Annotated in this window: 3 protein-coding genes; 2 read left to right on the top strand and 1 reads right to left on the bottom strand. The window is 38.1% G+C overall.

Translation table 11 applies throughout. The annotated features are described in order from the left end of the window. Positions 1-23 precede the first annotated feature (23 nt). Positions 24-182: a hypothetical protein gene (locus CGICJO_RS00300; RefSeq protein WP_486499214.1), complete on the bottom strand. Its 159-nt coding sequence runs from the start codon at positions 180-182 to the stop codon at positions 24-26. Positions 183-872: 690 nt separating this feature from the next. Here CGICJO_RS00300 and CGICJO_RS00295 point away from each other — a divergent pair. Both CGICJO_RS00295 and CGICJO_RS00290 read left to right on the top strand, forming a co-directional pair. Beyond that, positions 873-4,295: a discoidin domain-containing protein gene (locus CGICJO_RS00295; RefSeq protein WP_486499213.1), complete on the top strand. Its 3,423-nt coding sequence runs from the start codon at positions 873-875 to the stop codon at positions 4,293-4,295. Between the two features lie 580 nt (positions 4,296-4,875). Beyond that, positions 4,876-17,094 (top strand): discoidin domain-containing protein, encoded by a 12,219-nt coding sequence (locus CGICJO_RS00290; RefSeq protein ID WP_486499212.1) that lies wholly within the window; start codon positions 4,876-4,878, stop codon positions 17,092-17,094. Positions 17,095-17,096: the final 2 nt, after the last annotated feature.

Here is a 17,096-nt window from a genome sequence, read left to right as displayed (position 1 = left end):
TCTCCTTTACATCATATTTTTTATTATGAATTTGGTAAAAGTGCATTGCTTTCAGGATCATTATAATCCGTGTTATCTTCGTCACTTGGACCGATGTAATTCGACGTCGTAATAATATCCGCTGTGAACCTTACGACTTCGGTTTCTGGGGAAAGATACGTTCTTTTCTCGTTTTTCTTCATAAAAAAATCCTCCTTAAATTCTCGTCAAAAAAACCGCATAGTTTCCGAGTATTAAGAAGGTTGTTGTATACATATATTATACCTTATTATAGAGAAAAATCAAGAGTTTTTTCTTTAATTATTTAGAAAAAATCGAGAATAATTATTGGAAAAAATATATTCGTTTTATTGTAATAAATTCATTTTGAAGTTTATTTAATTATTTATATACAAATTATTCGTTCTTTTAATATTTTGATTTGATTATTAAATAAAAAGTTAGGGTTATAGCAAAAAAATCTTGAATTTTATTTGTTTCTATGGTAGAATGTATATTAAAGAACTTCATATTGTGTGATAATATTAGGTTAAAATGCATTATATATGTGATTTAACAATGAGATTTGGAAAATAAAGCAGATTTTAAGGCGAGTTTCCGGGTTGTTTGAGTTGGTTGTTGTATATGTATTTCTAAAATATGTTTTGTTTTCTGTTTTTTGTTATTTTTGTAATTATATATGATGTATTATTTGATTTAGTCTAATTTAAATATCGCTTTAGCTTTAATAAATACATATGAAGTGCTTGTATGTATGAAGTTATAAAAAATATTTTATCTTAAAAAATTTCCTGTTTAAAATTTTGATAATGCCTTTTAAAACGAAATGTGACTTAAATTCAGGAAATTAAAAAAGAAAAGGAGTAAAAAGCATGAAAAAATTGCGAAATAAAATATTATCAGCAGTGCTTGTCCTGTCTTTATTGCTGACCTCATCATCTTTCGCTTTTGCCGTGGGGGATTCAGGAACAGAGAGTTCAGAACTGATTACAAATGCCGAAATAATATCAACAGTACCTTCTTCGGTGCAGTCTGGATTTGAAATTACAAAAGCTTTCAATAATAATACTAGCGATTATTGGCATACAAACTGGACTCAATCAAACGATACAACAGATAATACCGGCTTAGTAAGATCTGTTATGATTACTTTTGATGATATTAAACCTATATCCAAGATAGCATATACGCCAAGATCTGGTAATGATACTTCTTCTGGTGAAACAAACGGCAGATTTGAGGATTGTGTAGTTTATGCTGATAAAGATAATGATGGTAATATAGATGTCGGAGAAAATAGTACAGATATTGTTGGTACATGGCATTTTGACAATAATGATGATGAAAAAATTATGTCTTTTGAGACACCTGTAATGACCAATAAACTGATAATTCATGCTGAGCATACATATGGTAATAATGGTAGTCATGATGATAGATTCGCTAATGCTGCAGAAATAAAAATATATAAAGATATGAATATGTTTCCTAATATTATAAAGCAGCCCAAGTCGTCTATTAGTGATAGTGAAGTTACTTTAAGCGTTGAAGCAACAGCAAGTGATGGTACTTCTGGACTTACATATCAGTGGTATAGTTATACTGATGATATAAGTAGAGCTACAGAAGTTAGTGGAGGAACAAGTGCTTCCATTACAGTTAATCCTACGGCAACTCTGACATATTACTTTGTAAAAGTAACACAAAATGTTGATGGAAATACTATTTCTGTAAACAGCAATCCGGCTTATGTAAAATTGTCGGATGCTTCAAGTGGATTAACTCAAATTAATACAGATAATGGTTTGTCCATAATAGGTTATTCTTCTGAGGCACCTGTTCAACCGCATAATATGGCGATAGATGGACAAAAAATTCATCAAAAAGATGTTTTTAATTTTTGGGAAACCAACTGGGATATTGTTGATAATGAACGATATATGACTTTTGATCTTGGTTCATTGTATAATCTTTCAAAAGTTACATACTATTATGCACGTGGAGATGAAAGCAACGGAAATGGTGTTCCAGTTGATTTAGAAGTTTGGACAAGTACCGATAATAACGATTGGGTTTTATCTGAGGTTCAGCATATTGACAGAAGTAGCAATGGTGTTTATGACATTGCCATATCCTTAGAACCATCTGTAAATGCAAGATATGTTAAACTCCATCCAAAAGATAATGTGGTTCATACTGGAGCAACTTTTGCTATCGGCGAGGCGGAATTCTTTGTTGATTTATCAAGTGAAACACTTATAACTCAGCAGCCTGTTTTTGATGAGAATGGACAGATTACAATAGGTACTGCCAGTGACGCTTCTATACAATGGTATAAAAATTCAACTGCATCATATGAAGGTGCTGTTGAATTACAGGATGAGACACGTACGTATTTAACACCGTCAAAGGAAGAAAGTGTATACTATTTCGCTAAAGTAACAAAGGGAGAAAATAATTCTGTATTTAGTGAAATGGTTTACGTTCAGTCTGAAGAAGCCATGATTGAAAGAGAGGGCGGAAATTATTATGGTTCTCTTTCTGATGCAATTACAGAGGCTGCTTCTGATGAGACAATTCAAGTTTTAAGAAATATTGATTTGAATTCATCTTTGAATATTGATAAAGAGCTGACGATAAAAAGTGCTGGTGAAACACCTTTTATAATAAAAAGAGCTTCAGGCTGCACAAATAGTATGTTTAATGTCAATTCAAATAGCAATCTTACTTTTGATAATGTTGTTGTGGACGGCGGTGCTGTTTGGAAATTAGAGGGTGAAGACAGTACGCCTGCTGCTGGAGCTGCAAATGATACTGCCAATGGAGGTATTAGAGCTTCGGGTAACATAGTAAATGTTGCTGCAAATTCAACATTTACAGTAGAAGCGGGAGCAACATTGCAGAATAACGATGCTGCCGCCAGTGCTATTGTTTTTGCTCCAAACTCCACAGTAAATATTAAGGGAAAGATTTTAAATAACAGAAATGATAATAATGACACAGCGAATCCCGATGGCTTCAATGGCGGAGCTGCATGTGGTCAGGGAACAATGAATGTTTCAGGAAATGCAGAAATTGCAGGAAACTATGCAAAGAGCAGAGGAGGCGCCATAACAATTTGGGGAACTGCTCCGACTCTGAACATAAATGGCAATGCACAGATACATGATAATAAATGCGGAGGAAGTAATAATTCCGGAGCTAATGCCCGCGGCGGCGGTGCAATTTGTGTAGACGCAGGTACATTAAATATAGGAACTGAAGCTGAATCAGCTGTTAAGATTTATAATAATGAATCTTATAAAGGCGGCGGTGCTGTTGCAATAGAAAATGGCACAATAAATATTTACGATTGCGAAATATATGGAAATCATAACACACAGGGAAGCAATGGCGGCGTAATATTTATAAACGCAGCAGGCACAGTAAATTTGAATGGCGGAACTATCCGAAATAATGAAGGATACGGCAACGGCGGCGTAATATTTATAAACGCAGCAGGCACAGTAAATTTGAATGGCGGAACTATCCAAGATAATGAAGGAAAAGGCAATGGAGTAATTTATCTTGCTGGAACAAATTCAAAAGTAAATGTAGGCGATGTAACTATGAGCGGAAATACTGTTGCTGATAGTGAAACTGTCGGTGGCATAAAAGTAGGAACTGGTATTAATTATTTCCATGGCATAGTTACTATAACAGGTAATCCAAAATTCTCTGATGATACAAATATATATATGCAATCAAATCAAACTGATAGCATATACCTTCGTTTTTCAGAAACTTGTGATTTAGAGAATGATATTAATGTTATTGTTCAGGGTGCAGATAAGAATGAACATAAGATTGGTGTAGCAAATAATGAAACACAGGCTTCTAATATAATTTCACATATTAAAGTTCCTAAACCAGATAACAGAGTTGTATATCATTCAGGTACAGAAATCAAATATGGTACTGCTGCTAATTATACGACTAATCTTCCTACAAACGAAACCGTGATTGCAGATCAAACAGGAAAAGTAAGCGTCAGTCTGTCTGTTGAAACAACAGGTACTGATGTTACTTATAAGTGGTATTCATGCAATGCGGATGGTGAAAATCCTCAATTGTTAAAAAATACTACAAATACATTAGAACTTAATAGTCTTACAATAGGTTCTACATATTACTACTGTGTAATTGACAACGGTGATGAGAGTACAGCTGGACCTAAAACTTCAAAAACCTGCGAAGTAAAGGTTTCTGACTTCTATCCATGCTCAAAGGCTATTGATAAGTTTAAAAATATTTGATTATTAATATCAATCTATAGTTATTAAGAACCGGGAGAATTTCTCTCGGTTCTTTCTTTGTGCAATGTCACAAAATAATCCTGTTAAATTAAGGAAAAATTTTCAAAAGAGGAAACGGTAATTTTTGTGACTGATTTACCAATAAAATTTAAATTTATTGATTTTTTTAAAGGTTTCTACAATAACGTAAAAAACAAGTAAATAGATATAAAAAATGGATATATTTATCATTTAATTGTACTTGCAATAAAAAATCTGTTATGATATACTCTATCAGAAAAGAGCGAAAAGGTATTTTATTTGCCTTATGACGATATTCTTTTCAACAGCGGTTTTTACGCTATTGTTAGTATATTTGTTAACCTGAAAGGCTGTTTTATTTCGAATACGGAAATTACTTTTGCTTTGAGATTTTTCTGAGTAAATGGGTTGTTGTATATTTTAATCTCGCAGTGATTGTGGTTTCCTTTTTATTGGGAATAAATACCTATTATTCTTGTAGGAAAATAGGAAAAGCTTGGCAGGCAGGTTTTATGCGGTGTACCGAAACACTGTAAATAAAAGGAAATGGAGTAAAAAATTGAGCAACTGGAAAAAGAAAATTTTATCCGGAATTTTGGCGGTAACAATGCTTTCAACATCAATTCCGGCATTTTCTGTGTCTGCGGAAGAAGCCTCTGAAACTGTGACAACCGAAACATCTCAAGAGCAGTCAACACAGTCCCAGACTCAGGAGACGACTGCAGAAGAGACAACTCAGGCGGCTTCCGAAGAGGTAAATTCTCTTGAATCGTCTCAGATAGATGAATACTCCGCTGAAGAAACTACTGAGGTTGAAGAAGCTGTAGAAATAATCAGCGGCAAAATCGACAGTAACCGAATTCAAGTTACAGGAGCTTCTTCAGAAGCAAACGGAAGCTCCGGTCAGGCTATAGGTTATGGCGGAGAAAAAGAAAACGTACTTGACGGCGATTTAAACACAATGTGGCATACTGCGTGGAATATAAATGACCAGGAAAAGTATATTACATTTGAGTTTAACGACGTTGTTAAGCTTACAAAAATCAAATATGTCCGTCGTGCTTATGACGAGGATAACGGAACATTCCTTAACTATACAGTTTACACTAAAAACACGGAAGCTGAGGAATGGGCAGAGGCTGCAAGTGGCGCTTGGACCTGGTCAAATCCGAACAGAGAGCAGATTATTGAGTTTATAACTACTGTTGAAGCTAAATATGTTAAGCTTGTTGCCAACAAAACTGTAAAGGACAATAACTTTGCATCAGCTTCTGAAATAGAGTTTTACGAGAATATAGCTACAAGACCTGAAATCACTTCACAGCCTAAGGGCGGATACAGTGACAGTAACATTACTCTCAGTGTTACGGCAACTTCTGACGGCGCTGAATTAAATTATCAGTGGTACGAAAATAATGAAAATTCACTTTTCGGAGCTACTGAAATTGCCGAAGCAACATCAAGCAGTTATGTTGTTAACCTTGAACATGGTCAGAAGAAGTACTATTTTGTAAAGGTTACAAACGCTGAAACAGGTGTAAGCATTATAAGTGATATAGTTATGGCAGGTCACGGAACAGACGCAGCAATGGTTAACGGTACAGCTTACGAAGACTTGGCTTCTGCAATTCAAGCGGCAACATCAGGCAGTGTTGTATATGTTCTGAGAGATCAGGAGATTTCATCAACAATACTTATTAGCAAAAATATTACCATTGAAGCCGAAGCAGGAACAACAGTTGTTCTCAAAAGAAGCCAGAGCTTTACAGGGGACTTTATGTTTAAGGTTCAAAGCGGAGCGAATTTCAATGTTTCCAGAACAGCCAGCGGTAAGGTTATTATTGATGGTGGAAACATAGCTTCTGCATACGGTGCTGTAAAAGTAGAAAACGGTAGATTTTATCTGAACAGCAATGGTGTTATCAGAAATAATAACTCGAAAAATAGCGGTGCTGCTGTTTATACAAGTGCCGGAGGCAACTCACAGATACACATTTATGGTACCATAAAAGGAAACCATACCGATGTGGACGGCGGTGCTATATGCAGCAACGGTTTTACTTATGTATATGCAAGCTCTGAAATTTCCGACAATAGCGCAGGCAGAAATGGCGGCGGTATCTATAACTACGGCGGCGGTGTTGCATCCATAAGCGGAGGTAATCACTCTGGAAATACAGCTGTAGGAAACGGCGGATTTTTCTGGGCAGACGGCAAAACCACCATAAGCGGCGGTACAATCACCGGAAACAGCGCAGCTTACGGCGGTGGTATTTATGGAGAAAATAGTCCTAATACTGTTGCCAGAATTTTGGAATTAACAGGCGGTACAATTACCGGAAATACTGCAACAACTTCCGGAAACGATATATACACAAGCACAAACCACGTAAGCTTTAGAGGTAACATAACAGTAGGGGATATATATATTCCAAGTGGAGTTTCCCTTATAGTAAACGGAGCTATTACAGGTTCAGTTGGTTTTAGCTACGGCGGAGAACCTGCAACTGATGGAACAACCGTGTTCACAGGTTCAGGATACACAATTAAGGCAACTGATGCAGAAAAGATAAAGTCTGTTGACGAAAAAATGGTATCTGAGTTTGTAAATTCAAAGGTTGTTGTAAAGTACGCACCTGTAAAAATCAACACTCAGCCCCAGTCAATAGAGAAAGTAAGCATGAATGAACCGGCATCCTTGTCAATTGAAGCTGAATCTTTGACAGGAACTGAGGTTCATTATCAGTGGTATAAATGCGACGACGCTGAGGGAAGTAACCCAACAGCGATTGAGGGCGCAACAGAGAAACAATACAATCCTGATACAAACGTCGAGGGTACTTTCTATTATTACTGTGAAGTTTCTGCCGATAAGGCTCAGAATTCAATTTCTGACATTGTTGCTGTTAGAGTTGTAAACGACAGCTTGTCAGAAATTCCTATGATAGTTTCACAGCCTCAGGGCGGAACCTATGATATCAGACAGCAGGCTGCTCTTTCCGTTGAAGCAAAGGTTACAGATAATGGAACACTTTCATATCAGTGGTATGTTGCTAAAGACGGTGAGTCAGAAGGCGAATTGCTCACAGGAAAGAATACCGCGATAATCTCAGTTGACAATGAGGTTTCAGGTACATATTACTACTACTGCGTTGTTACAAATAAAAACGGCGATAAAGAAGCACGTTCAATTGAGTCAGACAGAGCAGAAATAGTTGTTACAGACGCTGTTGCTGCTTTTGACGGTGTTAAGTACTCAAACTTCTCAGAGGCGATAACTGCTTTGAAGGCAGCAAGCTATGACGGAACTCTGGAAATCTACAAGGACGTAACACTTACAGAAACAATAAATGTTAACAGCGGTGTTAATCTTACTGTTACAGCAACTCCGGTTGACGGCGTTGTTCCAAGAATTGTTTTGGCAAATAATTTCGGAAATGAAGCGTTTGTTGTAAACGGTGGTAATCTCATTGTAAATAATGTTGCAATTGACGGCGGTGCAATCTGGGTAAAGAACGGTATGTATTATGAAGAATATCTCGGCAGAGGTTCAAGAAATACAGGAAGAAGCTCAAGCAAGCCTCTTGTTACCATAAGCAACGGTGGTACTGTAACATTAGACGGAAGCGCATCTCTCCAGAATAACGTTGCAAACGGTATAAGCGGCGGTGCTGTTTTAATGTCAAACGGTACATTTAATATGAATGACAACAGCCAGATTAAAGATAACTATGCAAGTTCACACGGTGGTGCATTGTATTCATCATCTTCAAACAGTAGAATCAATATCACCGGAAACAGTGTAGTAAGCGGAAACCAGGGCGGTACATCAACAGGCGGTATCTGTGCAGATACAGGCACAATTCTTACAATCAGCGGCGGTGTTATTGAAAATAACTTTACCGCAGGACGTGCCGGCGGTGTATTTATAAATGGTACGCTGAACATGACAGACGGAGAAATCAGAAATAACTATTCCGGAACAAACGGCGGCGGTATGATTATAAACGGCGGAACAATAAATATTTCCGGCGGTTCTATTAACAACAATACATCCGGAACATTTGGCGGTGGTATTTATTCACTTGCCGGAATGGTTACAATTTCTGATAATGCCGTTATTTCAAACAACTATGCCGGAACAAACGGCGGTGGTATTGCCGCTACAGGCGGAAATCTTGTTGTAAACGGCGGAAGATTTTCAGGTAACAGTGCTGTAGGAAACGGCGGTGCTATCTACAGAAGCACAGATAACGGCACAGGCAGAATAGACGCAGACTTTACAAAGATAACTTTTGAAAACAATAAGAGTGTAGTTACAGGAGAAAATGGCGGAACTTTAAGTAATGTTTATGTTACAAGAAGCACCAACCTGGGAAATATCATTGCTAATGCAACAAATGATGAAGCATTTTACAACGCAATTTATTTTGAGCACACTTTTGTTGTAACTTTGCATACAGGAATTGACGGTGAAACAGTAGCCGAAAGCGTTCGTTTTATGGGACAGTACGATTTACCGGAACTCCAAAGAAACGGATACAAGTTCCTCGGTTGGTTTGACGCTGCTGAAGGCGGAAATAAGGTTGAGGACGGCTCTTGTGTTGTAACAAAGTCAAACCATAATCTTTATGCACATTGGGAAAGAACAGCAACAGATACAATTACAATTACACAGCAGCCAACAGGCGGAGTAATGTATAAAGAAGATGAAAATGTTCTTTCAGTAACAGCTGAAATAGCTTCTGATAATGATGGTATTATTATTGATGAAATTCTTAATTATCAGTGGTATGAAATAAACAGCTCTACAAATAAGGCTGAAAAGATTGAGGGTGCAACTTCATCATCAATCACATTGAATACAAATGACAGAGAACTTGGCATTTACAACTTCTTCTGTATTGTAAGCGGCGGTAATGCGGCTGATGTAAAATCAGAAACTGCAAGAGTTGAATTGATTTCTAAGGATGTTGCCGCTACACCTACATTTAACACACAGCCAAACAATGTTGACTGCTTTGTAGGCGACGACGCAGTATTTACTGCAAATGCAACAACAGTTGACTTGGGTACAGTTACTTATCAGTGGTACAGAAGTACAGATAATGTGGTAAGCCCTGAAACCGATGAAGCTATTGCAGGAGCAACAGAAGCGAGCTACTGCGAAAACACTTCAAAGGCAGGAACATACTATTATTATGTAATTGCTACAAATACAATTACCGATACAAAGGGAGAGACAGTTACATCAAATGCGGTAAGTAATGTTGCGAAGCTTGTTTGCCATAATAGAATAACTGTTTCAACAGTTGGTTCCAATGATGTTGTTATGACACCTGCATATTGGGATAAATATGCGGTTGGTTATAAAACAACTAGTAGCGCAGACGGTTATATCGGAAATGTAGCAAGCTGCTATGGAAGCTATGGAAATAATACAGTTGAAAAAGCTTTTGACGGAAACTGGAATACTTTCTGGGAAACAAACAGAGGCGGAGTTAACAACTACCTTGAATTTACTTTTGTTGATTCCGTAAAGGTAGACAGAATACTTTATGCAACACGTCAGGACGGCTATAAGGGCAGAGGTTATCCGACAACCCTTACAATTTATATGGCTGAGGACGAACAGAACTATGTTGAAGTAGGTGTTGCAAAATCCTCAGAAAATTCAGGCTATATTATGTTTACATTCCCTGAAACAATTGAATTCAAAGGCAAAATGAGATTTGAATTCACATCATCTACATTTGGCAACTGGGCAAGTGCATCTGAACTTATTCTTTTGAGAGATGAGAGCACTGTTCTTGACGGAAGAGCTGATATTTCAGGTAATGCTGTTCCGGGACAGGAACTCAGTGTGAATGTGTATGATTCAAATGCCGAAGAATTTACATATCAGTGGCAGTACAGCGAAGACGGTACAACATTTGCAAATATCGAAGGCGCAACAGCAAGTACTTATAGAATAAGAGAAGAGGATAAAAACGGTTACCTGAGAGTTGTTTTGAGAGATAAATCAAAAACATATTCAGGAACAATCATATCAAGCTCATATAAGGGACTGTTTGAAGCTCACCTGGACGGACAGGGCGTAATAGGCACTACCCTTACAGCTAAGACAAACTATACTGCGGAAAATGCTTCATTTAAGTATGTATGGCAGAGAAAAAGCGCAGAAGGCGATTATGTCAACATAGAATTCCAGGATTACTCATCCACATACAATATAAGTGTATTTGATATCAACAGCTACATAAGAGTTGGTATTAAATATGATGATTCATCAAATGCAAAAAATGATGTGACTGACTTAAGCGGTTATGTATTCTCAGAGCCTGTTTTTGTTGATGTTCAGGCTATCATGACAGGTGTTCCACAGGTAGGCAGTGTTCTGACAGCATCCCTCAGCGGATATAAAGAGTCTGTACACTATCAGTGGCAGGTAGGCGATACCGAAGATGGAGAATTCACAGACATTGCCGGAGCTGCATATTCAGAGTTTACAATAACAGAAGAACACCTTAATAAATATATAAGAGTAGCTATCACTGTAACAGAGTCATCAAGAGAATTGGTTTCAGTTGCATGGCAGGTAGCAGAAGCAGGAACCTATCCTGAAGCAAGTGGTGATCATATCTATGTTACAGATATGCCGAAAGCTAACTTGATAACTTCAAGCGTAGGCTACGGCGGTTCAGTAAAATATGATACAAATATATCTGGTGGCACTATTTCTCTTAAGGTTGACGGAGAGAGAAAGTACTTCATGAAGGGACTTGGCGCACACGCAGCTGCCAATATGGTTTATGATGTATCTGATTATGTAAAGTATTACCATTACAACAGATTTATCGCATACCTTGGTTTGGACTTTTCACAGGGTTCTAACGGCGACGGTGTTATTTTCAAAATATACACAGCCGAAACATATGACGGCAATAATACAGTTTGGAAGAATGTAAAGACCACAGGAGTGCTCAAGGGTACATCTGAGGCTGTATATGTTGACCTGGATTTGACAGGAGTAAACTATATCAAAATTGAAATAGGAGCTAACTGGAATAATGCTTCCGACCATTCAGTTGTAGCTGATGCAATGCTTGCAACAGTTGACTATGAGCCGATTGATACAAGCGAGTTTATAAACAGAGTAGAGTACTACGATGAAAAGCTGAAGGCTTATGAAGCAGAGCATCCTGGAACATCCTATACAGAGCTTTTGAAGGACGAAGAATATGAACTTCTTCTTCTCCAGAGAACTTTCGTAAGCAATGCTACATACGCAGTATTGAGCTCATTCCTTTATAATGAGGAAAACATCGAAACACTTCAGTGGTTCATGAATGATATTGAGGCATTGCGCCTTTATATCGGCGGAGGTAAGCCGGACGGTTCATATACCAGATCACTTAATGTTTTGAAGAATTTGTATACAAAACATAAGGCGGATTTGGCAGACCCTGTAAACGGTTCTCTCTATAAAAAGATGATGATTACATTGTCTTTGACACATTCTGCTGATGTTTATTTCTGGCAGGATAGTTCACAGAAATCAGACCCAGTAAGAAGATACGAAATTTATAAGAAACTCTATGATAACGAGCTGCTTATAACAGACGTATTTAAAAACCTTGAAGTAGAAGAGATGCGCTGGGTTATGAACAACATAATCAGTGACGACCAGATTGAATGGCTTAACTATTATGTAAGATATCATACCAATATAGGTAATAAACAGATAAATAAAAACAACTATACACCTGGTCCTTATTACTTCATAACATATACAATGGGCTTTAACTATAATCAGCCGAGATTCTACTCTGCTGAAAACCAGGTTTCTTGGGAAGAAAAGTGGAAGCTTGATAATCAGTATCTTGGAACAGGCATTTCATCAAGCAATGTTCAGGATAAGAGAAAGATAGACGTATACGATATAGACGTTGAGTACGGAAAGGTTAAGCTTTGGGTTGTATTTGAAGCCGGCGCAGTTTGCGGTGGTATTTCAAAGACAGGTTCAAACCTCAATACTGTTTTCGGTATCCCAAGCGTTGTTATCGGTCAGCCTGGACACGCAGCATACTTGCAGTTTGCCACAACTTCTGACAATACAACCGGTACATGGGGAATTCACAACGATATTTCCGGTTGGACTGGTTCAGAAAAGGGCGAAAGAATGCTCAACGGCTGGGGCAGCTACAGCTGGGACAGCGCATATCAGGTAAGCTATGTTCTTCTTGCACAGGCAGCTTTGAACCAGCCTGACAAGTATTATGAAGCTGAAAAGCTCATTAAGATAGCTGATATGTATAAGGATGACCCTGAAAAGAGAATTGAAATTTACAGAGAGGCTTTGAATGTTCAGAATATCAACCTTGATGCTTGGATAGCTCTTATTGATGCTTACAAGCAGGCTGGAAAGAGTCCAAGTGAGTTCTCACAGCTTGCAGTTGAAATTTCTGATGCTCTTACTTACTTCCCGCTTCCAATGTGGGACGTACTTGAAAGACTTATAAAGCCAAATGTAGGCTCAAGCGAACTTTATCGTGGTGAGGTTTCAAGCTGTCAGACAATGGCTCTTACAAGAGCTAAAAATGCTACAAGCGCAAATACACTCCAGGATACTGCATGCCGTACAATGGCTAACCACCTTTTGGGCAACAATAACTTTAAGATGGCTACATTCTCATTTGACGGTGACAAGGCAAATACACTTGTACTTAATGAGATGTATTCAGGCGGAAATGAAGTTTTGATTTTCCTTAATGGTAATCCAGGTGATTCATCATCAGCAAGCTGGATAAATCTCGGCACAGGTAAAGAGTTTAAGCTCACAGACGAGCAGCTTGCAATGATAACTCCTGAAAAAGACATTCACGTAAGACTTCAGGGTACAACAAGTTACTATACAATAGATATCACAGCAGGTTCACTGCCGAGCGGATTGTATAGAAACGACAATGAAAACAGAATTACAGGTAATACAGCTAATCTGGAATATAAAATATCAGGCGAAACAGAATGGCATGATATGACAAGTGACGTTAGATTTAACGGTGACGTTACAATTTCTGTAAGAAAGAAAGCAGCAGGAACATCCTTGCAGAGTGGTGAAACAGAGTTTACATTTACTTATGACAAGGATTCTGACAACAGAAAATATATTCCTTTAAACAGAGTTGAATATATTGGATGTTCTTCCGAACAGGTAGACAAGAGCGGAAGCGCTAAAAATGCTCTTGACGGTAATATAAACACATACTGGCATACCTGGTGGGCAGGCGGCGACAATGATAGATATATTATTGTAAAGCTTGACGAGCCGGTTTACCTTACAGGTTTTGATTACACACCTGTTCAGTCTGGTAACGGAAACGGACGATTCCAGACATGCGAAATTTATACAAGCCTTACCGGTGAGGACGGCTCATGGACATTGTCCGGACGTGCTACAGGCTGGGGTAATAATGCAAACAAAAAATCTCTTGAGCTTTATAACCCGGTATATACTCAGTATATAAAGGTAAGAGGCGCTCAGGCAGTAGGAAACTTCGGTTCAGCATCAATGCTTGAGTTCTTCGAAGATACTACTGTTGAGAATAAGGCAATAGCAAGCATTGCAATTACAACAAAGCCTGACAGAACAGAATACGTTGTTGGTGATGAGCTGGATACAACAGGTCTTGAGGTTATGGCTACCTTTGACGACGGAACACAAAGTATCATAAGCAACTCACTCCTCAAGTTTAGTCCTACTATTTTCGATTCAGAGGGAGAGCAAACAATAACCGTAACATCCTCACAGAACAGTGAGGCAACTGCGGAGTTTACTGTAACTGTTTCGGAGAATACAAAAAAAGTAAGTGATATTTTTGTAGACCATCTTCCTGAAAAGACACGTTACTTTGTTGGAGATAATATTGTAACCGATGGTCTTGTTGTAAAAGCAAACTATACAGACGGTTCACAGGGATATCTCTTTGATAATCAGTATACTGTTGCTCCGAACACATTTACTGAAAACGGCAGTGAAATTCCGGTAACAGTTACCTACACAGCTGATGAAACAAAGACTGCAACATTTAATGTTGAGGTTACAAAAAATGTTAAAAACATAATAGTTTCTCAGGTGCCTGAAAAGGCTATATATTATCTCGGAGATGCACTGGATACAACAGGTATAGCTGTATCAGTAGAATATACCGACGGCACAGTTGAAGAGCTTGAGTCATACGATTATATTGTTAAGTCTTCAGGATTTAGCAATACCTCAGGTACAAAGAAGATTACAGTTGAATATCAGAGACTTGCTGATATTTCCACAACATTCTCAGTACTTGTTTATCCTTATATCACATACAACGGTCTGCGCTATGAGTCTGTTGATAATGAGTATAAGTGTTATGTAAGCGGCGTAGCAGATGAATTAGAGCCTAATTCAGTTGTTACAGTTCCGTCAACTGTAAAGGTTGGTGACCTTGAATTTACCGTAATAGGTATAAGCAAAGACAGTGCAAATGCAACAGGCGCATTTGAAAATCAAACTGACATTATAGGAATAAACCTTCCTGCTACAGTTACAGACATAAAGGCAGACGCGTTTAAGGGTTGTACAAACCTTAAAGAAATCTACCTCAACGAGCATACAGATTTTGCAAACCTCGTTGTTGAAAACGGAGCTTTTGCAAATGATGAAAACAACAGAGGAAAGATTTATGTTGCTACAGACGCCTATGCAACAGAGCTCAATAGATTGATTGCAGCAGGCGGCAAGGTTGAGGGACTTAAGTACTTTACAGCAGAATCGGTTACAAATAATATTGTATCAATCAATGTTACACTTCCTGAGAAGCTTGACTATCATCTTGGTGAAAGCCTTGACCTTACAGGTATGAAGGTTATCGGTGTAACAACAGATGGACAGGAAATTGAGCTGGCAGATTCACTGTACACTGTTTCAGACTTAGACAGCACAACAGCAGGAAATAAAAATATTACAGTTACACTCAATAATACTGTAATTGAATATACATTCCCGGTAAGAGTAATTCCGGCAACACCTGAAATTACAAAACAGCCTGTAGGTAATGTTTATGCAACGGGCGCTGAAAAAGATGCTCTTACAGTAGAAGCAACAATCAGCGATGAGGGAACTCTCAGCTATCAGTGGTATTTAAACACTACTGATTCAACACAAGGAGCTCAAAAGATTGACGGAGCTACTGCATCAACATATAAGCCTACAAACGATGTAAAAACATTCTACTATGTAGTTGTTTCAAACAATGACAGCAACGGAAACGAAAATACAGCGATTTCCGTAACAAGTGACATTGTATGCGTTGACGTTGGAAATTACACTGCAAAAATTGACGGCGTAGGTTATAGTACCTTGCATGAGGCTGTAACCGCAGCTGAGGACGGAGATAGAATTGAAATACTCAAGAATATCAACCTTGATTCTTCTATCACAATCAACAAGAGCATAACACTTTCAGGAATGCAGGTAAAACGTACATCAAATACAAGAAATGTACCATTGTTCCAAATTACAGCAGGAAATGTGGTATTTGAAAATATTACAATCGACGGCGGTGCTATTTGGGATTTAAATTACGATGGTGTCTTGGAAAGAAATGTACACAACGGAGGAATATCCTCTCAGGAAACAATGGTTCTTGTAACCGGTGGTTCACTTACACTTTCCGACAATGCTGTACTTCAGAATAACTGCAATGATAATTATAGCAATTCATTCGGCAGTGCAATGAGAATAAGCAACGACAATACAAAGGTTATTATTGACGGCGGCGCAATTATAAATAACTATGAAAAACGTTTTGGCGGCGCTATTTATATGAATAACATATCATACTTGACTATGAATGACGGAAGAATTTCCGGAAACCAGTCAGGTGATGTTGGTGGAGCAATTTGTGTTGATAATAGCTCAGTATTCGTTATGAACGGCGGTTCAATAAACAATAACAACGGACAGAGCAACGGCGGCGTTGTTTGGCTTTCAAACGGAAGCGCAACTTTCAATGGTGGAACTGTAAAGAATAATAAGACAAACGGAACCGGAAATGTTTATATGAACGGTTCAGGTACAGTTAATATCGGCAATGTTACAATGTCCGGAAATATTGCAAACGGCGGAACAGCTGTTCACAATAATAACGGTACAGTAAAGATTACCGGCAAACCATCATTGTCTGATAATACAATCTACCTTCCAAGCGGAAAGGCTATTTCCGTACAGGCAAACCTTGCAGGTGCAGATAAGATTTCCGTTACAGGTGCAAACATGACAGCCGGAAGAGTTATTGCTAATGTTTCCAATACCGAATTTGTTAAGGCTGCGGCTGAAACTTTGACAGTATCAGGATATACATCCTATGCTGAGGGCAATAACGTAAAAATCGGTAATGTTGTGAACCTTTCTTGGTCAAAGAATCTTCCGATAAATAAGACAATCTTTGCCGGAACACAGCTTGAGCTTGAAGTTGAGGCAACAGGAGCTGATAATATTACCTATACATGGTATATCTGCGACGACGCTTCGGGAACAAACCCGATAGAAATTTCTAACAATGCAGACGCAGGTAACAAATTTGTATCAGGCGACTGTGACGAGGGAGTTTGCTACTTCTACTGTGTAGCTTCTGTAAACGACGGAGTTTCAGAGGATATTAAGTCTGACATTGTTACAGTAAATGTAGTGAAGTTTGTGCCTTGCTCACAGGCTATTGAGAAATTCTTAAGTGTTTAAAT

The sequence above is a fragment of the Candidatus Limousia pullorum genome (assembly GCF_057405065.1).
This window is presented reverse-complemented; position numbering and strand designations above follow the sequence as displayed.